The 22,700-nt window shown below is 47.3% G+C and carries 24 protein-coding genes; 7 read left to right on the top strand and 17 right to left on the bottom strand.

All coding sequences use genetic code 11. The annotated features are described in order from the left end of the window. Positions 1 to 4: 4 nt before the first annotated feature. Genes EXM22_RS01740 through EXM22_RS01730 form a run of 3 tightly spaced genes read right to left on the bottom strand, consistent with a single transcriptional unit; the run spans position 5 to position 3,729 of the window. Positions 5 to 1,483, bottom strand: coding sequence for a UxaA family hydrolase (locus EXM22_RS01740; protein WP_149484857.1), 1,479 nt, complete (start codon positions 1,481 to 1,483; stop codon positions 5 to 7). Beyond that, entirely contained in the window at positions 1,476 to 2,993 is a 1,518-nt protein-coding gene (locus EXM22_RS01735; RefSeq protein WP_246157058.1) for a tagaturonate reductase, read from the bottom strand. Before EXM22_RS01735 ends, EXM22_RS01740 begins: the two co-directional genes overlap by 8 nt. Before the next feature lie 4 nt (positions 2,994 to 2,997). Continuing rightward, positions 2,998 to 3,729, bottom strand: a complete 732-nt coding sequence (locus EXM22_RS01730) for a FadR/GntR family transcriptional regulator (protein ID WP_168203292.1) — start codon at positions 3,727 to 3,729, stop codon at positions 2,998 to 3,000. A gap of 182 nt (positions 3,730 to 3,911) precedes the next feature. Here EXM22_RS01730 and EXM22_RS01725 point away from each other — a divergent pair, with 182 nt between their 5' ends. Then, positions 3,912 to 4,877, top strand: coding sequence for an acetylxylan esterase (locus tag EXM22_RS01725; RefSeq protein WP_149484855.1), 966 nt, complete (start codon positions 3,912 to 3,914; stop codon positions 4,875 to 4,877). Between the two features lie 13 nt (positions 4,878 to 4,890). Here EXM22_RS01725 and EXM22_RS01720 read toward each other — a convergent pair whose 3' ends face one another. Genes EXM22_RS01720 through EXM22_RS01710 form a run of 3 tightly spaced genes read right to left on the bottom strand, consistent with a single transcriptional unit; the run spans position 4,891 to position 7,367 of the window. Then, complete coding sequence (locus EXM22_RS01720; protein ID WP_149484854.1) at positions 4,891 to 5,553, bottom strand: HAD family hydrolase; 663 nt, start codon at positions 5,551 to 5,553, stop codon at positions 4,891 to 4,893. Then, positions 5,550 to 6,689, bottom strand: a complete 1,140-nt coding sequence (locus tag EXM22_RS01715; RefSeq protein WP_149484853.1) for a glycerate kinase — start codon at positions 6,687 to 6,689, stop codon at positions 5,550 to 5,552. The genes EXM22_RS01720 and EXM22_RS01715 overlap by 4 nt, the downstream gene beginning before the upstream one ends. Positions 6,690 to 6,737: 48 nt before the next feature. Continuing rightward, on the bottom strand, positions 6,738 to 7,367 hold the full coding sequence (locus tag EXM22_RS01710) for a GntR family transcriptional regulator (protein ID WP_149484852.1): 630 nt from the start codon (positions 7,365 to 7,367) through the stop codon (positions 6,738 to 6,740). Positions 7,368 to 7,740: 373 nt separating this feature from the next. Between EXM22_RS01710 and EXM22_RS01705 the strand changes: the two genes are divergently transcribed. Beyond that, positions 7,741 to 8,016 carry an RNA recognition motif domain-containing protein gene (locus EXM22_RS01705; RefSeq protein ID WP_149484851.1) on the top strand — a complete coding sequence of 92 codons (276 nt, stop codon included), beginning with the start codon at positions 7,741 to 7,743 and terminating at the stop codon, positions 8,014 to 8,016. Between the two features lie 93 nt (positions 8,017 to 8,109). Here the strand turns inward: EXM22_RS01705 and EXM22_RS01700 are convergent, their stop codons facing one another. The 8 genes from EXM22_RS01700 to ppk2 all read right to left on the bottom strand — a co-directional run bounded on the left by EXM22_RS01700 (position 8,110) and on the right by ppk2 (position 15,504). Further along, on the bottom strand, positions 8,110 to 8,646 hold the full coding sequence (locus tag EXM22_RS01700) for a ferritin (protein ID WP_149484850.1): 537 nt from the start codon (positions 8,644 to 8,646) through the stop codon (positions 8,110 to 8,112). Between the two features lie 96 nt (positions 8,647 to 8,742). Further along, the gene (locus EXM22_RS01695) at positions 8,743 to 9,780 is read right to left on the bottom strand and encodes an ABC transporter ATP-binding protein (protein ID WP_149484849.1); all 1,038 of its coding nucleotides are present in this window, start codon (positions 9,778 to 9,780) and stop codon (positions 8,743 to 8,745) included. Continuing rightward, a complete protein-coding gene (locus EXM22_RS01690; protein ID WP_149484848.1) occupies positions 9,777 to 10,598 on the bottom strand; it encodes an ABC transporter permease in 822 nt (273 codons plus the stop codon). Before EXM22_RS01690 ends, EXM22_RS01695 begins: the two co-directional genes overlap by 4 nt. Next, entirely contained in the window at positions 10,591 to 11,454 is an 864-nt protein-coding gene (locus tag EXM22_RS01685; RefSeq protein WP_149484847.1) for an ABC transporter permease, read from the bottom strand. The genes EXM22_RS01690 and EXM22_RS01685 overlap by 8 nt, the downstream gene beginning before the upstream one ends. Beyond that, complete coding sequence (locus tag EXM22_RS01680) at positions 11,454 to 12,692, bottom strand: ABC transporter substrate-binding protein (protein ID WP_168203291.1); 1,239 nt, start codon at positions 12,690 to 12,692, stop codon at positions 11,454 to 11,456. Before EXM22_RS01680 ends, EXM22_RS01685 begins: the two co-directional genes overlap by 1 nt. A 131-nt stretch (positions 12,693 to 12,823) precedes the next feature. After that, entirely contained in the window at positions 12,824 to 13,660 is an 837-nt protein-coding gene (locus tag EXM22_RS01675; protein ID WP_149484845.1) for a DpnII family type II restriction endonuclease, read from the bottom strand. Positions 13,661 to 13,671: 11 nt separating this feature from the next. Then, positions 13,672 to 14,697 carry a DNA adenine methylase gene (locus tag EXM22_RS01670; protein WP_210411534.1) on the bottom strand — a complete coding sequence of 342 codons (1,026 nt, stop codon included), beginning with the start codon at positions 14,695 to 14,697 and terminating at the stop codon, positions 13,672 to 13,674. Between the two features lie 6 nt (positions 14,698 to 14,703). Continuing rightward, complete coding sequence (gene ppk2, locus EXM22_RS01665; protein WP_149484844.1) at positions 14,704 to 15,504, bottom strand: polyphosphate kinase 2; 801 nt, start codon at positions 15,502 to 15,504, stop codon at positions 14,704 to 14,706. 209 nt (positions 15,505 to 15,713) lie between these two features. On the opposite strand from ppk2, the gene EXM22_RS01660 reads away from it, so the two are divergent. From EXM22_RS01660 to EXM22_RS01650, 4 genes are all read left to right on the top strand, one after another. Beyond that, positions 15,714 to 16,379, top strand: a complete 666-nt coding sequence (locus tag EXM22_RS01660) for a hypothetical protein (RefSeq protein WP_149484843.1) — start codon at positions 15,714 to 15,716, stop codon at positions 16,377 to 16,379. A 100-nt stretch (positions 16,380 to 16,479) separates the two neighbouring features. Then, complete coding sequence (locus EXM22_RS18180) at positions 16,480 to 16,653, top strand: hypothetical protein (RefSeq protein ID WP_168203290.1); 174 nt, start codon at positions 16,480 to 16,482, stop codon at positions 16,651 to 16,653. After that, positions 16,613 to 17,299: an NUDIX hydrolase gene (locus tag EXM22_RS01655; RefSeq protein WP_149484842.1), complete on the top strand. Its 687-nt coding sequence runs from the start codon at positions 16,613 to 16,615 to the stop codon at positions 17,297 to 17,299. The genes EXM22_RS18180 and EXM22_RS01655 overlap by 41 nt, the downstream gene beginning before the upstream one ends. A gap of 63 nt (positions 17,300 to 17,362) precedes the next feature. Further along, positions 17,363 to 18,175 (top strand): hypothetical protein, encoded by an 813-nt coding sequence (locus EXM22_RS01650; RefSeq protein ID WP_149484841.1) that lies wholly within the window; start codon positions 17,363 to 17,365, stop codon positions 18,173 to 18,175. Positions 18,176 to 18,179: 4 nt separating this feature from the next. Here the strand turns inward: EXM22_RS01650 and EXM22_RS01645 are convergent, their stop codons facing one another. Beyond that, a complete protein-coding gene (locus EXM22_RS01645) occupies positions 18,180 to 18,497 on the bottom strand; it encodes a hypothetical protein (RefSeq protein ID WP_149484840.1) in 318 nt (105 codons plus the stop codon). Positions 18,498 to 18,598: 101 nt separating this feature from the next. Here EXM22_RS01645 and EXM22_RS01640 point away from each other — a divergent pair, with 101 nt between their 5' ends. After that, positions 18,599 to 19,144, top strand: coding sequence for a GNAT family N-acetyltransferase (locus tag EXM22_RS01640; RefSeq protein WP_149484839.1), 546 nt, complete (start codon positions 18,599 to 18,601; stop codon positions 19,142 to 19,144). 105 nt (positions 19,145 to 19,249) lie between these two features. Here EXM22_RS01640 and EXM22_RS01635 read toward each other — a convergent pair whose 3' ends face one another. Together EXM22_RS01635 and EXM22_RS01630 are read right to left on the bottom strand one after the other, a co-directional pair. Next, complete coding sequence (locus tag EXM22_RS01635) at positions 19,250 to 21,274, bottom strand: FAD-dependent oxidoreductase (RefSeq protein ID WP_149484838.1); 2,025 nt, start codon at positions 21,272 to 21,274, stop codon at positions 19,250 to 19,252. Between the two features lie 117 nt (positions 21,275 to 21,391). Continuing rightward, positions 21,392 to 22,666 carry a lysophospholipid acyltransferase family protein gene (locus tag EXM22_RS01630; RefSeq protein WP_149484837.1) on the bottom strand — a complete coding sequence of 425 codons (1,275 nt, stop codon included), beginning with the start codon at positions 22,664 to 22,666 and terminating at the stop codon, positions 21,392 to 21,394. Positions 22,667 to 22,700: the final 34 nt, after the last annotated feature.

The raw sequence follows: 22,700 nt of genomic DNA, 5'->3' as shown, positions 1-22,700 counted from the left end.
TAGTCTACAAGATGACGCCGTCTTTGAAAATAGATATTTCACGATACCCGTTCTTCTCATTTTTTGCCTCATCTCCCGATGCAATTGCCAGAACCAGATCTGTCAATTCCCGGTCGATATCCTCCGGGCTTTTCCCCTCCACAGCGGCTCCGGCATTAAAATCGATCCAACTTTTCTTCCTTGTGGCCAGATCTGTATTGCTGGCGATCTTCACCGTGGGGACCGGGGCTCCCAGAGGTGTCCCCCGGCCGGTTGTAAAGAGTATGATTGTGGCTCCCGCGGCTGTCATAGCTGTGGTGGAGACGATGTCATTTCCAGGTCCGTTTAAGAGGATGAGCCCCTTGGTTTTTACCCGTCCCCCATAGGGGATAACATCCCTCACGGCGGCCCTCCCCCCTTTTTGGATACAACCCAGGGACTTATCCTCCAGGGTGGTGATGCCCCCGTCCTTGTTCCCAGGGGATGGATTTTCATAGATCCCCTGATTATGGCTAGTAAAGTAGTCCTTGAAGTCATTGATGAGATGGACGGTTTTATCAAACACAACCTTATCGGCACAGCGGTTCATTAAAAGGGTCTCTGCTCCGAACATCTCCGGGACCTCGGTGAGGATGGAGGTGCCCCCAGCTCCCACGATACTGTCTGAAAAGCGTCCGACCAGGGGATTGGCCGTGATGCCTGAAAGTCCGTCGGAACCTCCGCATTTAAGGCCCACTACTAGCTCGGATATGGGAGTTTCCACACGTTTGTCCTGTTTGACTTCTTCTAAAAGCTGACGGATCAGATCCATGCCGGCTTCCAGTTCATCATCCACATCCTGGGTGGAGAGGAATTTAACCCGGGACTTATCGTAGGGTCCCAGAGCCTCTTTAAAGGAGGGTATGTTGTTGTTCTCACAACCCAGCCCCAAAACCAATACGGCACCAGCATTGGGATGTTTTACCAGGTCTGCCAGAATCGTGCGGGTGGTTTCATGGTCCTCTCCCAGCTGGGAGCAGCCGAAGGGGTGGGCAAAACTGAAGATTCCGTCACAGCGGCGGTCATTCTCTTTTTCCGCCAGGCGGCAGAGGATCTCAGCGGTCTTGTTCACGCAGCCCACGGTATTGATGATCCAAATTTCATTTCTGGTCCCCGTCCGGCCGTCAGCCCGGGGATAGCCCAGGAAGGTTTTCCCCCGGGCAGTGCTGTGAAGAACTGCAGGCGAGACAGGGTCATAGCTGTATTCCAGAGTCCCCGACAGGAGGGTTTTGACATTATGAGTATGAAGATGTTCTCCCCTCTTCACATCCCGAACGACCCGCCCGATGGGGTAGCCGTATTTAATCACAGAATCAGCTGTTTGCAAGTCTTTTAAGGCCATTTTATGACCAGCGGGAATCTCTTCTTGAGCGCTTACACCCAGAACCCTGGTTCCTTTAGGGATTGTCTTCAAGGCAACAGCAACATTATCCAGGTCAGATATTTTGATCCAGGGATCACTCATTGACAAGCTCCTTCATGACAGCGGGTACTCCCTCGTTGACCATGCGCATTAGAAATGTAGAGGTTTTTTCATTGAGTCCCACCAATGAGCTAAGATCGAGGTCCCAATACGCTTCTTTTGACAGAACAGAGCTCATTATCTGCTCCGCTTCTTTCATAGTTTCCGCGCTTTTTCCCTCCCAGAGGGATGAAAAGAAATCCAGAACTTCGGGAGAATCCTTGATGGAGTACTCCTTATCATCCACAGACCTCTTGGCTTCCAGGGTCGTATCATTTTTATTGCTCCGGCGTCCCTTGTAAAAAAAGACGAGGGCAGCCAAAGAAAAACTCAACAGCTCAGGCAGCTCTTTTTTCCGCTCTATGTATTCCAAAAGAGAGGGAAGCACCCGGGTTTTGAATTTGGAGACAGAATTCAGGGAGATGCTCAAGAGGAAGTGTTTGATATAGGGATTACTGAAACGCTCCAGTATGGCAGCCCCGTACTCTTCCAGCTCTTCTGCCGGTAGGTCCAGGGTGGGAATTATCTCTTCAAAGAGGCCCTTGCGGATATATTCTGAAACGATGATGTCATCCATGCAGTTCTGCACGGTTTCAAGCCCATAGAGCCAGGCAGCCAGGACGGTCATAGTGTGTGCCCCATTGAGGATACGCACTTTGCGGGTCCTATAAGGGGTCATATTGTCACACCATTTGACATTGAAACCGGCCTGCAGAAGGGGAAACTCCTTTTCATATTCAACAGGCCCCTCTATGACCAGAAAATGGAAGATTTCACCGGTGTCGATCAAATTATCCCTATATCCCGCCTCATCCCAGAGCTCTTCCGCTTCATCCCGCGGATAGCCGCTGACAATCCTGTCTACCAGGGTATTAAAAAAGACATTCGCCTTGCTTATCCAGCTGCTGAATCCAGGCTCCTGGGGGAACCAGGAAGAAGCCAGGGTTAAAAGGATGCTTTTGAGGGTATCCCCATTGCGGTCGATGAGCTCGCAGGGGAAGAAAAGAAAGCCCTTATCCGGAGATCCCTCGAAAATTTCATACCGCTTTTTGAGGAGCAAAAGCAGCTTGCCTGGAAAGGACTGGGGCGGCTCGTCATCTGGGCGGTCTTCCTCAGCTAAGGCAATACCCGCCTCTGTGGTATTGGATACAATAATCCTCAGGTCTGGATTTTCTGCCTCAGCCAGATAATCCTTGAAGTCCTCATAGGGGTTCACTGCCCGGTCAATCACAGGTATGATCTTTTTTTGAACAATGACCTCCCCTTTTTGTATCCCCCGCAGAAGGAGGGTATAAAGATAATCCTGATCCTTCATGAGCCCGATCGTACCCTGGGGAAGAGGCTGCACAAGAGCGACATTCCCGTCATAGAGCCCCTGGTGATTCATGTCATCCACCATCCAGTCCATGAAAGCCCGGAGGAAATTTCCTTCTCCGAACTGCAGGATTCTAACGGGTCTATCCTTCAACTTCATTCCAGCCTCAAGGGCTGTTTTCCGGTTCAATTGTTTCAACTGATTACTCCTTAAATATTCTTTTCAGGGCCCAGTTCCGATGACTGGTCATGGCTTGCTCCGCCAGATAAGGATCGCCTGATTTTATGGCGTCAATGATCTCCCGGTGCTCCTGGGGTATTCTGGAGAAGTCCTGATCCCTTTGGCTCAGGTGGGGCTGATCTCTGGTGACAATTTGGGGGGTCAGCTGGCTGAGGAGGGAGACGAGGACATGGTTCTGTGTGGCATTGGCAATGGCCAGATGAAAAAGGTAGTCTTCTTCCAGATAGCTCCGGGTTTTGCTCTTTGTGTAAAAACTCTCCAAAAAGAGATGTTGTCTCTCGTCTATGAATTTTAAATCCGTTTCTGTTCTCCGTTCTGCCGCCAGGCGGGCACACTGGACATCCAGGATAAATCGGGCTTCCATGAGGTCGGCCATTTTTTGATCCCGGCTGACAGGGATGGAGCTCATCAGTTCCTCAATGGTCTCCTGCCTCATGGAGCTGATGCGGGTCCCGCTCTGAGGAGAGATTTCCACCAGACCGTAAAACTCAAGTTTCTGCAGGGCCTTACGGATGGAGCCTCTTGTGGTACGAAGAGTTTCTGCCAGGACTCTCTCCGAGGGAAGACGGGCACCGGGCTCAAGCTGATGACTGTGCACCAGATCCCGGATTCTCTGCAGGATGAATTCTTCCGGATTGAGTTCTGTATCTCCTTCTTTGAAGTATTCGATATCAACTATTGCATTTTTCCCCACAAAAAGCCCTCCCGGAGCCATTATTGGTTAACCAATACAACCCATTAATACATCTGGTTAACCAATAGGTCAATAGAATTTTTCTGGCTAAGAGAGAAAATAAGGGATATGATTTGATAAATAAAATAATAGGACTGCAAAGAACAGCTCTTCTAAATTACAGCAAACATAAGGAGATCGTTATGCCCAGCGTTGATATGCCTCTCAAAGAATTAAAGAAATACAAGGGGATCAATCCCAAACCAGCGGACTTTGATAAGTATTGGGAGGCCGCTTTGCAGGAGCTGGAATCCCAGGACTTGAATCCCCAGCTCATACCCGCTGATTTTAAGGTTCCCCATGCGGAGTGTTTTGACCTCTACTTCACTGGGGTGGGAGGCTCCAGGATACATGCAAGGTATGCTCGGCCGGCAAATGCCTCTCCGGATACAAAGCACCCGGCGATCCTCCATTTTCATGGATACACAGGAGAAACTCCTCCCTGGTCGGAACTGATGAGCTGGACCTCCGCAGGGTATTCAGTGTTTGCCCTGGACAGCCGGGGTCAGGGTGGTTTATCAGAGGACCGAGGCGGTGTATCCGGAACAACTTGGCGGGGTCAAATCATCAGAGGCCTGTCGGACAGCCCGGAGAAGCTTCTTTTCCGGCAGATTTTCCTGGATACGGTGGCCCTGGCGAGGATTGCATTTGACAGCCCCGAAGTGGATGAAAACAGAGTGGGAGCCCTGGGAGGATCACAGGGAGGAGCCCTGACCCTGGCCTGTGCCGCTCTTGAACCCAGAATCAAGAGGGCCGCTCCCCGTTTCCCCTTCCTCTGTGATTACAAGAGGGTTTGGGAGCTGGATCTGGGTGAGAAGGCCTATGAGGAACTCCAGTATTTTTTTAGGAAATTTGACCCCTGCCATGAACGTGAAGAGGAAATTTTCACCACCTTGGGATATATAGACCTACAGTTTCTGGCACCCAGAATCAAGGCAAAAGTCCTATTGGCCACGGGTCTGATGGACACAATCTGCCCTCCTTCTACCCAGTTTGCCATGTACAACAGAATAAAAGCCACCAAGGAGATGATCGTGTATCCCGATTTTGGACACGAAGACATACCCGATTTTGACGATAAGACCTATGAGTTTATGATGGGACTTTGACTGGGTAAAATGTTTACCGCTCCTGTTTACCGCAGAAAAAGTCGGCCAGCTCATGGGCGTGATCAAAGTACTGATCCCCATGAAGTGACAGGAGTTCTTCCTTTGGATGAGCACCCCATGTCACAAGACCGCTTTTCAGTCCGGCATTCCGGGCAACTTCATAGTCGGGTACGCCATCGCCGATATACCAGCAGTCCTCAGGCCGCGCTCCCAAACCGGCACAGGCCTGAAGTACCCCCTGGGGATCCGGTTTGGGAGCCGGAACATTGTCCTCCCCCAGGATCACTTCCATATCGTAGGAGTATTTGAGGTAGGCTGCAACACGGCGTGTGAAAATGCCCTGATTGTTGGTTAGAAGTCCCAGGGAATATCCATCCCGGGCTAAGCGGTCCAGAGCCTCTTTCATTCCTGGATAGAGTTTGACCATTTCCACGGCCTTCCTGTTCATTGCCTCATAGAAAAGCCGGCTCATTTTATTCAGTGAATCAGAATCCCGGTTTCCTGTATGATAGGAAAACCGGGCCAGGGTGGGATAGGCCATGCCACGTTTTATCTCAGCCGGTGTTGCCTCGGCATACCCGGCTTCTTTCATAACGAGATTTGTGCAGAACACGACGGCATCAATGGAATCTACCAATGTGCCGTCGTGATCAAATATGATGGCCTGTTTTTTCAAGCTTTGATATCCATCCCGATTTTAATCATTCTAAAGGCTCTTTCTGCTGCATCTTCCAACAATTCTGTGGAACGTTCAAGGGCTTCCTTGAGGGGCATGGCCTTGTTGACAGTACTCATTACCGCATCAATTCCATATTCATAAAGGTTGCTGATTCCAGGACCGATGTCTCCGGCAATGACCAATACGGGAAGATTTTTCTTCTTGGCTCTGGCTGCGATCCCCACGGGCACTTTTCCACGAACAGATTGTCCGTCAATACGCCCTTCTCCGGTGATGACCAGATCGGCTCCTTCAAGGGAAGCATCGAATCCAACAGAATCGAGAACAAGATCGATTCCCTTCTCAAGGACACCGCCACAGAAAGCCATTAAACCGAATCCCAATCCACCGGCGGCGCCGGCTCCGGGAACTTCGGCCATATCCTGTCCGGTTTTGCTCTTCATCAGCTCGGCCAGTGACTTTAAGTTGGCATCCAGAACCTTGACCATTTCAGGAGTAGCTCCCTTCTGAGGTCCGTAAATCGCACTGGCCCCCTGCTCTCCACAAAGGGGATTATCCACATCACAGGCCACTTTAATTGTGGCATTTTTAACGCTGGGAAGAAGTCCGCTCAGGTCTACATCCTTGATGCTGTCCAGGTTGCCACCGACGGCATCCACTTCCTGACCGGAGGCGTCTAGAAACTTAACACCCAGAGCACGGGCCATTCCGCATCCCCCATCGTTGGTGGCGCTGCCTCCAATACCGATCAGGATGGTTTTACACCCTCTATCCAGGGCATCTTTGATAAGCTCTCCGGTCCCGAAGGTCGTGGCCTTGCGGGGGTCTTTCACGGAATCTGTCACCAGAGGAAGACCAGAGGCAGATGCCATCTCAATGACAGCCGTATCTTCATTGTAAAGGGCGTATTCGGCTTTCACCTGTTTGCCCATGGGACCTGTAACATTCACATAAACCCATTTGTCTTCTTCGGGAACCAGAGCCTGTACAAGCCCTTCCCCTCCATCAGCCACAGGCAGTTTAACCACATCAAGTGAAGGATCAACCTTCTTGATTCCCCTTTCGATGGCAGCGGCAACTTTGATACTTGTGTTGGACCCTTTGTATGAATCCGAAGCAATAACGACTTTCATTTCTTCCTCCTTATGGATACGTCTTCTATGTTTATATTTTTTCTGCGTCTAAATTTGACCGCAGCCTTCTATCAAGTGTTCTTTGGCATACCAGACATGGGTCCGGATGATATCCTCTGCTTCATCTGCCGAAGCAGCATTATTCAGATTTTCGATAAGGACTTCATGGTTGTCCCGACTACTCTTATTTTCAGGACTCACTGTGCGGGCCATTGTAAAAAAAAGGCTCAGCTTCATGGTCTTGTCGAAGGCCGCTGTAAGGGCCGGGATACCCGCTAAGGAAACCAATTCCTTATGAAACAGGATCTCAAGACGCCAGTCTTCCAGCAAATCTTCTGTGGCCGTATCAACCTGGCGTGCAAAATCAATCATATCTTCACAGGCATCGGGGAGTTTTGTATTCCAGTAGAGCCGGGCCGCCTTGCTTTCAATGGCATCCCGCACCATGAATTGACCGAGCACATCCTCTTGGCGGATCAACCGGACCTGAGTGCCCTTACGGGGAATGGTTTCCAAAAGGCCCTCATGTTCGAGGAGGAGCATGGCTTCCAGCACCGGTGCCACACTCACGCCAAAATCATTGGCAATCTGGCGCCTATTGATAATCTGTCCCGGATAGAGTTCACCGGCCAGCAGCTGTTCTAAGATTTTATTGTATACATCCCGGGAAAGTAGCACTGTGGAATTCCTTAAGCTATCATGTGATATATCACATGATACATCAGAAATCAGGAGCTATCAAGGGTTTTTCCGAGGGAGTTGAGCCAATATTACAGCAAATATTCATTTTTCACTGGGTTTGCATACTTTTATTCTTGACCGATAGAAGATTTCCTGTTATGTATATAAATAGGTTGGGAAACCGCAATGTTCTTTTTAATTACGCATATTCTTTTCTGTTCTGATTTCCGTCTTCGTTTTCCTTTTAGTACATCCTTACTTAGAGTAACGACTGATTTAGAATCACATGACTAGACGTTGTGTATTAAGATCGTTGCACTCTCAATGAACTTTTATTTTTAAATTCCGGTATGACCGGTAAGGATGCACGATGCCCAAGAAAATTTATGTAGGGAACTTAAACTACAACACTGATGAGGATAGACTTGCTGACCACTTTGCTCAGTTTGGAACTGTTCTCAGCGCAAGAATCATTTTTGACAGAGAAACAAACCGATCCAAAGGTTTTGGCTTTGTAGAAATGGAAGAAGACGAAGCAGCAGAAGCTGCTATCTCCGCACTGAACAATCAGGAGCTGGATAGTAGAAACCTGCGGGTTAACGAAGCGATCGAACGCGAAAGAAGACCCCGGGACAATCGCTACTAGGCTTAAACCCCATATATAAAAAGTTTTAGTCCTTTTGGACAAATAAAAAATCCTCCTTTTGGAGGATTTTTTATTTATAAGTTACGGTGCCAATCAGGCAACAGGCTGTCCAAGGTGAATGGGAAGTACATCAGGAGATGGTCCCCTGCTCTTCAACTCGGTATCCATATGAAGAATGCCATTAGGATTGCTTCCAACCAGTTTCAGCCTGGAGAGCATTTCATCCGCGGTGGCCTCTTCTTCTACCTGTTCATCCACATACCACATGAGAAAGCTTTCGGATGCGTAATCATTGGCAGCTCTGGATTTGGCTACCAGCTTATTGATCAGCGAAGTCACATAAGCTTCATGTTCGGCAACCTGCTGAAAAGCTTCTACATAGGAACCCCAATTTGTTTCAGGTGCTTCTATGGCTTTCAAAATAACACGTCCGCCTCTCTCATTGACAAAGTTATACATCTTCATGGCGTGCATGTTCTCTTCAAGGTACTGGCAGCGAAACCAGCTAGCAAAACCCATGAGATTCTGTTCTTCAAACCAACTGCCCATGGAAAGGTACAGGTAAGCCGAGTACATTTCCGCATTAATCTGCTCGTTAAAAGCATCTGTCATTTCTTTACTTAATCCCATAATATTCCTCTTTAATAAGTATTTTCCTTAATTATAGATGATAATCATTACTATTTCATCCCTAATTCAATAATAAATATTAAGATATTTAAGGGATTAAACGATCCAGATGCGATGGGATGGAAAAGTAAACCAGCCCCGCTTTCCCTCGTCATATCCTGCCCTTTGTTCCGGTGAATCCAGTACATCCCAGAGGTTGTCAGCAAATTCGATTCTGTACCTCACAAAGGTTCCCATGTAAATTTTTTCTTTGATCAGGCACAAGATGGTATTCTCTTTCCCTTTTTCAGGCAAAATATGTTCGGGACGGATCATGAGGCAGACCTTTTCTCCATGCCTGTCCTTTGCCAATGCCGACTGCAACGTACCGACCTCGGTTTCGATGCCCTGTTTGCTGCAGATTCCCTGGATGAAGTTTCTATTGCCGAAAAAAGAGGCGACCCTTTCGGATTGGGGTTTTTCATAGAAATCACGCACAGCCCCATATTGATGCAGCCTTCCTTCAAATATGAGGGCTACTTTGTCGGCCAGTAAGACGGCCTCTTCCTGATCATGGGTGACAAAAATAGTCGTGACTTTAAAATCCCGATGAACCTGGAGGATGAGATCTCTCATTTCATCTCTGAGATAGGCATCGAGGTTTGACAAGGGTTCATCCAGAAGAAGGACCTGAGGGCGGATAACCAGGGCTCTAGCCAGGGCCACCCTCTGTTTCTGTCCTCCCGAAAGCTGATGGGACTTTCGTTCTCCCATGCCATCCATCTGTATGAGTTCCAGCATTTCATGAACCCTGCGGTCTATCTCTTCTTTGCCGAGATGACGCATCTTCAATCCGAACCCGATGTTCTCTGCAACTGTCATAAAAGGAAATAGCAGAGAGTTCTGGAAGACCATGACCACTTCACGCTCTTCGGCCGGAATATGATTGACCACCTTCCCGTCAAACAAGACCTCTCCATCGCTGACGCTGTGAAGGCCGGCAATCATCTTTAAAATGGTGGTTTTCCCACAGCCGGAAGGACCCAGTAGAGCCACTAGATCTCCCCGGGACACGGTCATATTCAGGGATTTGACTACCGCAGGTTCACTTTTATTATACTGTTTTGTCAAATTGTTTAGTGTTATATCAATCATAAGCCGCCAAAACTGCCAAAACCGGAAGACTTTCCTGTGAGGAACCGGCTGGTAAAAATTAGAATCAAAACCGAAGGAAGGAGGAAGAGCAGCCCCAGGGACGCTGTCAAAGCGTTGTCTCCTGAGGATGCAAAACTGAAAAGCAAGAGCGGCAGAGTGATGATTCTACCACCGCCAATCATCAGGGTCAGTATATACTGGCCCCAGGAGATCAGAAATGAGAAGAGGCATCCCACGACGATTCCCGGAAAAATTGCGGGAAGAGTGATGTGAGTGAAAATCTGTATATTTCCCGCTCCCAGAGAACGCGCCTGCTCCTCAAAACTAATATCATAATGAGAGAAGACTCCGCTCATACTGATGGTCATATAAGGGATGGTTGGAATCAAATGAACCAGGATAACACCCAGGAGGGACTCTGTTATACCAAAGCGTATAAAAAGGATCTGGATTCCCATGGTGACCGTCATGGAAGGGATCAAGGCCGGAGACAGAAGAATCAGTTCTGCGACCATTTTTCCCTTGAAGCGGTACAATCCGAGGGCTCTTCCCGCGGGAACTCCTACTACCATAGCCAGGAATGTCACGGCCAAGGCAATGATAAGGCTATTAGCGATTGCCCAGAGAATCCGGCTCCCCGGATGAACAATATAGGTCCAGCTCCTCAGGCTCAGAGACTCTGGAACAATGTCAGGAAAGAGCCAGCGATGACTGAATGCCCACACGAGCAGGGGCAGCAAAGGCAGAATCACCCCCATTAGGATTCCCAGAAGGAGAAGCCTTCTAACAAAGAGAAAACCCGAGAGGGGTCTATTCATAATGGGCTCCCCTCCTCAAGACCCGTTTATAAGCCACAACGAGGATCAGTAAAAAGGCGGTCATAAGGACAGAAAGCGCCATAGCCGAGGGACGTTGTCCTAGGTCTGAATGACTGAAATATCTGTAAACCAGAACGGACAGCATAGATGGATAGGGTAAGCCCAGGAGGTAAGGCACCTCAAAAGACCCAAAGGCATAGGCAAAACAGATGATGCTCCCCGGTAGGATTCCAGGAAGGATGAGGGGAAGGAGTACATGCCGCAGGATTTGAAACCTCCGGGCTCCCAGACTCACAGCCAGTTCTTCATAATGGTCACCAAGGGACTGCAAAACGGAGAGAACGATGATGCCGATAAAGGGCACCTGCTTCCAGAGATACACAAGGATGATGCCCCAGCCCCAGCGGTCATTGATTAAGACAGGAAATTCAGATGGCTCTTGAATTCCCCCAATTAAATAAAAGAAACGGGAGAGAGTTCCGCTTTGAGACAAAAATAAGAGCATCCCCAGGGCAATGATAATGTGGGGAACGGTAACGGGGAACTGATAGAGAAACAAAACGGCTTTGCTCCCGGTAAAACGGCCCCTCAAAGCCAAGGCGGTCATAATTCCCAGAACAACTGTCAATATCGTGGCTGTGAGAGACACAAAGAAGGTGAGCAAAACCGAGGAAAGAAGCTCTTCTGTATGAAAAACACCCTCATAGGCCTCCAAATTGGGATTTTCAAGCCCGATGAGGGGGAAGTAATTCAGGCTCTGAAAGATGCCCAGGATAAACCCACCAAAAAAGAGTAAGATCAGGATCAACAAAGAGGGAGCTAAGAGTGTGTAAGCACGGGTTTCCGAATTCAACATCACTTCCTGAGTACGTATTTCTGCCAGTCTTCTTCTATGCGGACCAACCAGTCTGACTGCATTTCGGGAAGACTCAGGTCATTTAAAACCGATGTGGGAAGACGGGAGGGTGAAAGAGGCAGTCCTTCAAATTGCTCCCTCATGGCAGCTGGTATCAGATTCATATCCAGGGGGGTCATCCAGCGCATCCCCTCGGGGCTGGCTGCATGGTACTGAACCTCCGGGTCCAGCAATTCATTGGCCATGACCATGGCGGCCGCCTTGTGAGCTGAATTAAAACTGATGGCAACAAAGTTGGTGTTCCCAATCATCCCCGTTTCAAACATATAGGTCTTCACAGAATCCGGATACTGCCCCTTGCTGATGGCATCAGCCGCACCGTCGGCTCCGTAATTCAAATTAAAATAAATTTCACCATTCCCGAATAGCTGTTGTGCCCTGGCAAATGATTCGGGATAGGTTTCTCCTTTTCTCCAGAGATAAGGCTCAATGCCATTAAGGAGGTCCCAGACCCTGGGCGCTATATCATCATAAATATCCTCATCGAATGGTCCCATGAGGAGCTGCGAATCCCCGGCAACATAATAAAACACATGACGGACAAAGACACTGCCCGTAAAATCCGGAGGCGCCGGATAGCTTAGCTTACCGGGATTCTCCCTGGCCCATTGGAACAGAGCTCCTATATCTGAGGGAGGATCTGATACACGGGCGCTATCATACTCCATCACACTCTGGGCGGCTCCATAGGGAGATTCATACCCCTCGATGGGGTAGCCAAAGTCAAACTTCATGATTTTAGGATCGATGTACTGTAAATTGGGAAGCCTATGAGCATAGGGCCCGAAGAGTAAGTCGGCCTGCCTCATGGTCTTGAAGTTTTCACCGTTGATCCACATCAGATCGACGGCCCCATCCTTGGTTTTTCCAGCCTGTTTTTCCCCCAGGACCTTGTTTACAAAGACACCGGCTCCGTCAATGGGAACCATGACAAGGCGGATATCATATTTTGAACGCAACCTGTCGCCCAACCATGTGCTCACCCAGCTGTTATAAGTTTCGCTTCCGCCCCACATGAAGAAATAGACACTCTGACCCTTTGCTTCGTCTAGGATATCCTCCCAGGACAGATGATCAAGCCGCTCTTCAAAGGGCGGCAGAGAATCTCCGCTTCCAGCAGAAAACAAGTTGATATTTACAAATGTCAATATTAAGACCGCCAGAATAACCTTTCTCACTGTATCTCCTTTCGGGATTGGACAAACATGCCAATCTGAATGTTCTATTGCACTTTGAGTATACTAATGCCTGCCCTTGAAATCCAATTGTTTATAATTTTTCAAATAAAGTACCGGCCATTTCTGTGAAGTCATAAGCCTTTTTCATTCTTCAACATCACCAGGTCTTCCTTGAACTGAATGTGCATTTTTTTGGTGTAAATTCTATAGAGGAAACCGGAATTCTGAAAGTCTACAAGCTTCCGGAAATCACTTTCCCTGGATTTCCAGGTTATCCCGTCGGTAAAAATCAGCAGTACCGTATCGTGCCTCTTTTCCTGTATGATCCTGTTAATATCCCCGATGACATCTGTCTGCTTACTTCCTGTGGCCCCATAGCCCTTGACCTCAATCAGGATTTCAGGCTTCTCACGGCTGGGAATGGCAAAATCTGCTTTTTCCGTAGAGATTCCATCCATGCCGACAAAGCTGCACCTGGCCTCGTAATCGGTAAAGACCGAGGAGACAATGGCCTCCACAAAATCTTCCAGTTCACGCCCGCGTTTTTGCCCCTTGATGGCACTCCCCCGGCCTCCTTTGAGCCGCTCGGTTAGAATATCCTTCCAGGTATAGCTCCGACTCATGGTCTCCTGCATGATGCTGTTCAACAAGAGAGGTTCCAGGGTTTCCACATAGCCCAGAGGGTTGGATTTGAATCCGCTTTTGCCGGCCAGCCGGGGGCTGGAGAAGAGAGCTCTCAACCTTGTGTTGTATTCATCCTTTGACAGTTCTAGAAAAAGTCTGATCACCGTAGTCGCAGCTTCAAAATCTTCATCTAAGAGACGTACAAGAGTCCAGGGATCGGCATCCAGTTCTGAAAACCGATCCAGATAGTCAACAACCCTGTTGGAAAAGGCGTCTTTCCAATCGGTTTCAAGGGAACTCAGGGAATCCAGGATGTCTTCTGTTTGCTGTATAATTTTCTTCATGACTTAATTCTTTACTCTCCAATGATTAGGAATTCATTGACCTTTGATCTTTGAACTCTGCTGTGTGTTCCAAAATGATAACGGTGTTCTTTCTGTTCAACCCGGATGGACTTCTTATACCGGCTCATCAACTCCGTGAGGACCTCTAAATCGGGGTATCCATTGGAGGAATAGGACAGGACTAGAGTACTCTTCCTAAATTGCCGAAAAAGCCTGTCAAAGGAGTCCACCGCGCTTTTCCTGTAGGAAAATGGTGTATATTTCTTGGCTATTTTTCTGACCTTCGTCTCGTAGAGGATTTCTTCGTCTTTCCAGTATTTTGAAAGGCCTTCGAGAAAGTGATAGCGTTTGATATAACAATTATCATCAGACCGCGGCACATAGGGAGGATCCAGATAGACCAGATCGGCTTTATAACGATCCTTCGGAAAATCAAAGACAGTCCCCTGGAAGGCTTTATGCCGGCGTCCGTTTGAAAAAACCGCCTCATTGTAGAGGTCGATCTGCTCCCAAAGATGCTCTTCTAAACTGAGCCGGAGGTCCCTCCTCCCATCATCATAACGGCTGAGATCCCCGGAAATGGTAAAGACTCCCCGTGGCTGTTTTTTCACGCAGCTGCGCAGAACTGCGCTCATCACAAGGGCTTCTTTAGACGGATTGTTCAAGGCCTTGAGATTGTGACAGATTCTGTCCAGAAAACGAAGGTCTTCGGGGGTATAGAATATGCCTGTGAATGTCCTCTCAATAAAGTCATCCCCCGGATTCTTCAGCAGCAACAGCCTGTCCCCCCCCGTGATGCGGGAGGATGAGTTTTCTATGACTCCCCGGGCAATTGTATAGGGAAAATGGAGAAAATCATTACTGAAGACTCGTTTCCCCATGGTTTTAAACAGGTAGGAAACGGAAGATGACCCTGAAAAAGCATCCAGAACAGTATTAAATTCCAAGGGTTTTAGAACGGAATGAATCCAGGGTAAGAGGCGGTATTTGTTGCCCATAAACCGTAACTGGGGGAGTCGTTTGTAATCTTCATGCATCAGGATTCAGTACAGTTCCGGCACAAAATTTTCTTTTGTCAGAGGTGGCCGCTTATACTTTTCTTCCGGTCTTTCAGGCAGTTTGATCACAACAGGTTTGACCTCTTTGTAGGGGATTTGGCTCAGGATATGGTGGATGCAGTTCAGCCGCGCCTTCTTCTTATTGTCCGCAGGGACCTCATACCAGGGGGCTTCCTCGGTATGGCAGTGTTCGAACATTTCATCTTTGGCCCGGGAATAGTCATCCCAGCGCTCGATGGATTTCAGGTCCATGGGGCTGATTTTCCATCGTTTAATGGGGTCTTCAATTCTCCCCTTGAAGCGTTTGAGTTGCTGTTCGGGAGAGACGGAAAACCAGTATTTGAGCAAGATGATTCCGGAACGTACCAGCATCCGCTCAAACTCGGGGCAGCTGCGGAAAAACTCCTCCCACTGATCGGCTGTCGTAAAGTTCATGACCCGGTCTACTCCCACGCAGTTATACCAGCTTCTATCAAAAATCACCATTTCTCCCTTGGCAGGAAGGTGGGGAATATAACGCTGGAAATACCATTGGGACTCCTCTTTATCCGTCGGTTTCCCCAGGGCAACCACATGGCAGAATCTTGGATTCATATACTGGGTGATCCGTTTTATAACGCCTCCCTTTCCGGCGGCGTCTCGCCCCTCAAAGAGGATGCAGACTTTCAGACCTTTCTGTTTGATCCAGTCCTGCAGCATAACGAGCTCTTCCTGCAGGCGATGCAATTCTTCTTCATAGAGCTTTTTATTGAGTTTCTTTTTCTTAGGGGATCCGCCAGATGACATGAAAGCACTCCTCTTTGTGATAAAGTATGACATTCATTAACTATATTAAACAATAAGTGATTTTTCTCCCCATTTTCCAGAAAAACTCAAAATGGAGGGACCATAGAAAATATAATGTCATGCGGCTGTACTCAAAAACAACAGTTCTGTAAGATAATAGAAGGGAGCAGAGATCTTTTTCCTTTGCTTCAAACCGTTCGAGGAGTAGTATGTTGAATAAAAGAACTTGGGCCCTGGGCCTCTTTTTGACCCTGACTACGGCTTTGTGGGCTCAGTCAGAATTTTTTAATACCGTTGAGTTTCATAATAAGACCAAGGGTGAAATCTATTACCTTTTCTGTTCACCCGGAGACAGTGAATTCTGGGGACCCGACGTTTTAGGCGGCAATAACACCCTGGATGCGGGAGGTATGGCGGAATTCTATATTTCATACCCTGAGAACTCCAATACTTTTGACTTTATGGCCATAGATGAGTTTGGGAATACTTATGAACTGTATGAAAAAGAAATCACCGACGGAACTCCAGCAAAATTTGTGATTTCTGAAGATTTGAAAATCGATACAGTAGATCTTGATACTCTGGAAGATGATCTGATTGCTCTTGAAATCAGGAATTTGACAGGTTTTGAAATCTACTATCTGTTTGTCTCTCCCAGCGATTCGGCAATGTACGGCATTGATTTTATGGACAGCGAAACAACCCTCCCCGATGAAGAATCCATATCTCTTTTATTCTTCAAGGATGACACAACCATCGATTACGATATTCAGGGTATTGATGAAGATGAAGATACTTACTCTTTTTCACTGACCCTTGATCCTGAACTGGGAGACCAGACCGTTGATATCAACTATGATGATATGGACAGCTGACCCTTGAGCTGACCCTTGAGCTGCCCCTGATAGCATCTGCAAAGGCGCTTAGACCTCCGCTTGTCCTAGGAGGAACACTCCGCGCTGTGCAGGGATAATAATGCGACTTGCCCTCCCTGGAAGAGCGAATCTCTATGTGGAGGACTTGAACACAATGGGCATCTATCTCGGCCGTTTTTCCGCCTGTTCCGGCAGCATCAAAGGTCCCGCCAGGGGTCTGAGGGAGGAAAGGAATGAATTTTCAGAAAATAAGGGAACAACTTATCCCGGATGACCACTGCCCCAGAATCATTGGAAGGGAATATATGTTGAGCTCTGCCGTTCTGATCCCCCTCATCCTCAATCAGAAAGAGCCCAAAGGCTGTCCCTCCATACTGTTTCAAAAAAGAGCACCCCATATTCGTCAGGGAGGCGAGATCTGCTTTCCGGGGGGGCGTTTTGACAAAGAGAAGGATCAAAGCTTTTTGATGACAGCTCTCAGGGAAACTTCGGAGGAAATCGGAATTCAGACCAGCCACATTGATGTGTTGGGATCAACAGGAACTCTGGTGACCCCCATGAATATCTTAGTTCAACCCTACCTGGGAGTTTTACAAATTCAGGATATATCCGAACTGAAGGCCAATAGGGAAGAAGTGGAAGCTCTGTTCACCATTCCATTAAGCTGGTTTGCAGAGAATCCTCCAACACAGTTTAAAGTTCCCATCAGGGCTCATCCCTACTCTGAGGATCCCCTGACAGGAGAAGTGGAATACCATTTCCCCACGGATGTAATGAAACTCCCCGAAAGATATCACCACCCCTGGGAAGGTGATTCACGTCATAGAATTTGGGCATATTCCACGACTCATGGAGTCCTTTGGGGAATCACAGCACAGATTCTTAGAGACACGCTGCCTCTTTTATTGAATAATGAATAAAAGATTAGAAATATTAGTCCACTTATACACACAGTAGGTCGTTAATAATATCAAGAAAGAAACATGAATAATAATACAGTACTGGGCAATCAAGTTCAGATTTTCAACGCGGAATTAAAACATGATCCCGATAAAGGACAGTCTCATCTCATCATCCTGATCATGGATGAGTATGTAAAATCTAAGAATTATCAGAACCTTATGAGGGAGAACAAACAGTTTCAGGTAGGCGGAGACTTCCTATATCAGTTATTGACCACTCTTTTTGACTATATTACCCGCATCTTTGAGAGAATCCGTCTGGAAGATCTCAATCTAAACGAGGGAAATAAGACCCTTCTATTCCTAAAGAAGTTCTCCTCCTCGTCGGCAATTATAGAAAAGAAGCTGGGACGGCTGAATACTTTGAACCCGAAAGTCAAGGATGAACTCTTTGTCCTCCACATTGCCGGCCTCGAAAACAATATCAGTTTTTCAAGAAATTCAGATGGAAATTCCAGGCTCAATATTGAAATTCCTGTCAGTTATATTTATAACCGGCTCATCTCTTATGTGGACAAAATAGATTTTACGGACCTCAATAAAATAGATGGTAAGATAAGAGCCAATTTTATCAGCCAATTTAATGAATTGAATCAGAGAATCAAAGATCATAAAAAACAGATTGAAATGAAATATGCCCTGGAACTGGCTCAGGAGAGAGCCCGGGATCTAGAGGAACAGAATACGAAACTGATGGATCAGATACACCTTATCAGATTTCAAAATGACCTGTACAAAAGGTCCTACTTTTCTCTTAAGAACAGGTATAGAGCCATCATAATGAAAATCAGCGGAGCCGAAGAACAGGATGATGAACATTTAGAAGAGCTTTGATTTTTTATATTTCTGTGTAGGTCAGAAATATTTTGTCATCCTCCAATATGAGCATCACTTTTTCCGACCATGCCAGCTTAGAGGCCATCGCCTCGGAAACCTGCAGTACCCCCGGGGGACAGTCATTGAGAAGAGACAAAGTACCTTTTCCTAATTGCCCGGAACCGGATTTGAAATTGTCCAGAGAGCTGCCTGCGTAAAACGTAAAATGATGTTCCAGTGTAAACAACTTCAAGTCGCTCCCTTCATTGGGATGAATAGCAATATTCAGATCCACTCGTTTTTCTTCGACCTGAACCGTTAAAGGGGATGTGTGTTCCATGTCTTAAATCTAAGAGAAGGCAGGGAGTAATTCCAGAAAAACAGTTTTCTATTTGAATTATTTCCAGGGAACCATGTTAAAATCAGCTGAGGAGTCTTTTTATGTTCTTCAGGTACATTGACATCGAGATGCAGCTCTGCCTTCTGACAAAGGAAAAATCCCTGGCTCTGTACAATCTGACTGCCAGGAACAGAGCCTACCTCAGAAGATGGCTGCCCTGGTTAGACGGGATTCAGAAACCCGGCGATACGGATTACTTTATTGGAGCCTGTCTCAAGCGTTTTGCAACGGGCGAACAGCTGACCTGCGGTATCCTATTTCAAAATCAACTGGTGGGTGTGGCCGGTTTCAACAAATACAATTACAGCACGGGAACCGCTTACATAGGATACTGGCTCTCTGAAGACAAGATGGGCAGAGGCATCATGACCAGAGCCGTTCAGGAATTAGAGCTAATCGCCTTTATGGAAATGAATATGCACAAGGTAGAAATCCATTGTGCCCTGGAAAACACTCCCAGCCGCAAGATTCCTCAGAGGTTGGGGTATAAGGAAGAAGGATGTATTAGAAGAGCGGAAAACCTGTACGGTCGTGTTGTTGATCACGTCATCTATGGTCTCCTCAAAGAGGAATATCTAGCTCGATAATCTTTTTTGATATTTTAATCCTCCTCTTAAAATTCCCATCACGCCCGAACAAAAGCCCCGGAGATTAAATGCCCCGAGGCTTTTTTATGCAAAAAGAGGATACAATCAGCCGGCCATCATTTGCATCAGTCCGCCGCCGTTGGTCACATTGCTAAATCCCTGTTGTGTCAGGATTCGGGCGGCATACCCGCTCCTAGCCCCGGTTGCGCAGTAAACTGTAATTTCACGGTCTGTTTGGCCCAACTCTGAAACACGGCGGGGCAGTTCATCCAGAGGAATATTCACGGCGTCAGGATAGGCTCCACCTGCAAATTCCATGGGAGTTCTGACATCCACCACCAGAGCCGTTGTTTTGTCCAGGGGCGCAGTTCCTTTTGAATCATGCTCAGCCTCGAGGGATGAAGGATCTTCCTGATTTTTCAAAAGAGACTTTTCGTCGGGAGCCTTCATTGGAATCTGAAGAAACTGGAATCCTCCAGACCTGCCGAAGAACTCCAATCCAGGATATCCGCCGCTGATAAAAAGAGAGTCTTCATACCCGGCCAGACGCAACTGCCGGACCACCCGGTGAGCGGTCTTGCCATCCTCATCAACGATTAGAATGGTGACACCCCTGGCAACCTGGGCCAATTCTTCCAAAACCTTTTCTGGAGCCAGATTGACGGCTCCCTGAATATGTCCTTTCTGAAAGGTGAAATAGTCTCGAATATCAATGAGTGCCAGTTTCTTTCCATCCACAAAGGGTTCCAGTTCGGCAGCTGTGAGGGATGGGCTGTAGCCTGTTAATCTGTTTTCAGCGGCAAACCCGGCCATATTGACCGGATCATTGGCGGATCCAAAGGGTGGAGCGTAGGAGAGGTCCAGTTCTCCCAGATCCTGCACCTTCATACCCGCAGTAATGGCCGTAGAAAGGACATCCAGTCTCTTATCCACTCCATTTTCACCGTACACCTGGGCTCCCAGGATCTGTGCCGAATCTTTGTCATACACAAGATGAATGGCCACAGGAGTCCCGCCGGGATAATAGGAAACATGATGATCCTTCCGAACCGCCACGGCTTCGGCATTGAAACCTGCCTGGAGAGCCTGTTTCAGGTTCATTCCCGTGATTCCCGCTACGGCATCAAAGATGCGGACAATGGATGTTCCCTGAGCCCCCTTATATTTCATCCTGTCGGACGGATCTACTGCCAGGGCGTTATTTGCCGCGATGCGTCCTTGCCTGTTGGCAGGACCTGCCAGAGGGATTCTCAATTTATGGCCCGAAACAGTATGAACCACCTCGACCATATCTCCCCCTGCCAGAATATTCTTATCTGAAGTTTCCAGATATTCATTGACCGCAAGACCTCCGGCCTCCCCTATTGTCAATCCTGCAGCCTCGGCTAATTGAAGGGTCGGTTTTACCCCCACTGACAAAAGTACGAGATCGGCATTCAAGGTCTCGTTGTTGTCCAGGGTTACCGAATGATCCTCGATGGATGTAACTGATCGCCCCGTATGAACACCAATCCTCCAGGCTTCCATCTCTTTTTGCAGGAAGCCAGCGGTTTCTCCTTCCATCATGGCCATCACATGGGGGGCCATTTCGACAACGCTAACCTTGATATCTCTTTTTCTGAGGGCTTCCACCATCTCAAGACCGATGAAGCCCCCTCCTACGACAACCGCTGTTTCAGGCTTTTTCTCTTCGATGAATGTATGAATATGATCCATATCTTCCAGGGTCCACAGGGAAAAAACATGGGATTTATCTCCGCCGGCAAGTCCTGGAATAAAGGGTTTCCCCCCCTGGGAGAGGATCAATTTGTCATAGGAAAAGTCTTTTTTCTCACCCGTTTCATGATTGATGGTGCTCACAGTTTTATTATTTTTATCAATACTGAGAGCCTCTGTCATGGTTTCCACGGTTACATTATACTGGTCTTTGAAGCTCTCGGGACTCTGGAGTATCAGCTTGCTCCGGCTCTTTATATCGCCTCCTATATAGTAAGGCAGACCACAGTTGGCAAATGAGACATCAGGTCCCGCTTCCAAAATAGTAATGTCTATATCCTGATTCATTCTTCTGGCTCTGGCAGCTGCAGTGGCTCCTGCGGCAACACCGCCTATGATTAGTAATTTATCCATAAGTTCCTCTTCTATATTCAAATTATATCTATATAGTATTTTCAATATATATAATAGTCAAGATATTTTGTGCTTTTTTTTATAGATAAGTTTTAGACTATTGCTTCTAGGGAGGTCTCAGCGAGCTTTTTTGACTCCGTCTGTACCGGTTTTCACCGAGCTTTCGTCTTCTTCTCGGCACATTTCACTTAAAAAACAGAGCCATTTGTAGGCTGAATCCCGAGGGGTCCCGAAATGGAAACGATACAAGACCTTTTTATGATAAAACTCGAGTTTCTGCTGTTTAAAGATACTCATGGCTTCAATTTCATCAAGGGGAAAAATCATAGAATCGCCCTCTTCCGGTACAAATTCCAGTCTGTCCTGCCAAAGGTTCAAGTCACCCTTCAGCAGTTTTTTCAAGGGAACCAGGCCCAGGCCTGTCAGGATTGTGAGGTTTTTATTGGAGAGTATGGGACGATGTACCTCAGAAAGAGCCTTATATTCACGAACCATCCGGATCGTCTGATCCTTTTGCCAGTGATTCCACACAGAAAGATTCTCAAATGGAAAATTTTCATCATGGGGGAATTCTCCGTATTCATTGATGAAAAACTCCCAGTGGCAGTTTTGGCATTCTACTGTATTCCCTTGAGAAACAAGGGCATCCAATGTGTGACAACGGGGACAGATATACGTGAAGAGCTCCAGGGTTTCCGCCCTCTTATTGCTTTCGAGCTTTATTGGATGTTGTTTCTGAAACTCAAAATCATCATGAAAAATACCCTTTTTCAATTTTTCATCTATCTCATCCAGGGACAGTTTTTTTAATTCGGAAGCACTAAGAATCAGCTTGGCTTCCAGTATGATACGGCTCCTGCGCAGGTTGTTTGGCCAGACCCAGCGGGGTTGTGTCAGATATCCCCCCTTGATGAGCACTGAAACCACTGGAACCTTCAAGAGCTTTAGCAGCTTGGGAGTTGCCGGCATGAGAGATTGATTCTGTCCATCCCAGCTTGTCTGCCCTTCGGGGTATAAGGCAACGATACAGCCCTCTCTGATTTTCCTATGAATGATCCGGACAGATTCCAAATCGGACATGCCTTTCGTCTTAGGAATAATCTGCAAATGAGTCATGGCCCATCTGAGGAAGGGGTGTCTGAAGACCGCATCATTGGCAACCCAGTGGAGATAGTGATTCTGGTTGGCAGAAATGATAATCGGATCAAAATTGGTAACATGATTCCCAACGATCAGATACGGAGGTTCCAGTGAATCCAGTAGATCCCAATTCTCAAACTGAATATTCAGCCTTTTATTATAGAGAAGCCGGCAGACAAAAGAACCAAAGCGCCAGATAAACTGACCGATGACATCGAGTTTGCCATCCAGGATCTTGAGATCTTTCTTCATAATATCCCCTTTAGTATACGAAAACCTACGGGAG

It is taken from the genome of Oceanispirochaeta crateris (genome assembly GCF_008329965.1).
Classification (GTDB): Bacteria; Spirochaetota; Spirochaetia; order DSM-2461; family DSM-2461; genus Oceanispirochaeta; species Oceanispirochaeta crateris.
This window is presented reverse-complemented; position numbering and strand designations above follow the sequence as displayed.

Bases quoted from the DNA above. Each gene is read 5' to 3' on its own strand.
- EXM22_RS01630 (WP_149484837.1), bottom strand. From the start codon at position 22,666: ATGAAGAAAGATCTCAAGATCCTGGATGGCAAACTCGATGTCATCGGT.
- EXM22_RS01690 (WP_149484848.1), bottom strand. From the start codon at position 10,598: ATGAATAGACCCCTCTCGGGTTTTCTCTTTGTTAGAAGGCTTCTCCTT.
- EXM22_RS01675 (WP_149484845.1), bottom strand. From the start codon at position 13,660: ATGAAGAAAATTATACAGCAAACAGAAGACATCCTGGATTCCCTGAGT.
- EXM22_RS01700 (WP_149484850.1), bottom strand. From the start codon at position 8,646: ATGGGATTAAGTAAAGAAATGACAGATGCTTTTAACGAGCAGATTAAT.
- EXM22_RS18180 (WP_168203290.1), top strand. From the start codon at position 16,480: ATGCGACTTGCCCTCCCTGGAAGAGCGAATCTCTATGTGGAGGACTTG.
- EXM22_RS01640 (WP_149484839.1), top strand. From the start codon at position 18,599: ATGTTCTTCAGGTACATTGACATCGAGATGCAGCTCTGCCTTCTGACA.
- EXM22_RS01705 (WP_149484851.1), top strand. From the start codon at position 7,741: ATGCCCAAGAAAATTTATGTAGGGAACTTAAACTACAACACTGATGAG.
- EXM22_RS01695 (WP_149484849.1), bottom strand. From the start codon at position 9,780: ATGATTGATATAACACTAAACAATTTGACAAAACAGTATAATAAAAGT.
- EXM22_RS01670 (WP_210411534.1), bottom strand. From the start codon at position 14,697: ATGCATGAAGATTACAAACGACTCCCCCAGTTACGGTTTATGGGCAAC.
- EXM22_RS01655 (WP_149484842.1), top strand. From the start codon at position 16,613: ATGAATTTTCAGAAAATAAGGGAACAACTTATCCCGGATGACCACTGC.
- EXM22_RS01715 (WP_149484853.1), bottom strand. From the start codon at position 6,689: ATGAAAGTCGTTATTGCTTCGGATTCATACAAAGGGTCCAACACAAGT.
- EXM22_RS01740 (WP_149484857.1), bottom strand. From the start codon at position 1,483: ATGAGTGATCCCTGGATCAAAATATCTGACCTGGATAATGTTGCTGTT.
- EXM22_RS01635 (WP_149484838.1), bottom strand. From the start codon at position 21,274: ATGGATAAATTACTAATCATAGGCGGTGTTGCCGCAGGAGCCACTGCA.
- EXM22_RS01660 (WP_149484843.1), top strand. From the start codon at position 15,714: ATGTTGAATAAAAGAACTTGGGCCCTGGGCCTCTTTTTGACCCTGACT.
- EXM22_RS01725 (WP_149484855.1), top strand. From the start codon at position 3,912: ATGCCCAGCGTTGATATGCCTCTCAAAGAATTAAAGAAATACAAGGGG.
- EXM22_RS01685 (WP_149484847.1), bottom strand. From the start codon at position 11,454: ATGTTGAATTCGGAAACCCGTGCTTACACACTCTTAGCTCCCTCTTTG.
- EXM22_RS01650 (WP_149484841.1), top strand. From the start codon at position 17,363: ATGAATAATAATACAGTACTGGGCAATCAAGTTCAGATTTTCAACGCG.
- ppk2 (WP_149484844.1), bottom strand. From the start codon at position 15,504: ATGTCATCTGGCGGATCCCCTAAGAAAAAGAAACTCAATAAAAAGCTC.
- EXM22_RS01645 (WP_149484840.1), bottom strand. From the start codon at position 18,497: ATGGAACACACATCCCCTTTAACGGTTCAGGTCGAAGAAAAACGAGTG.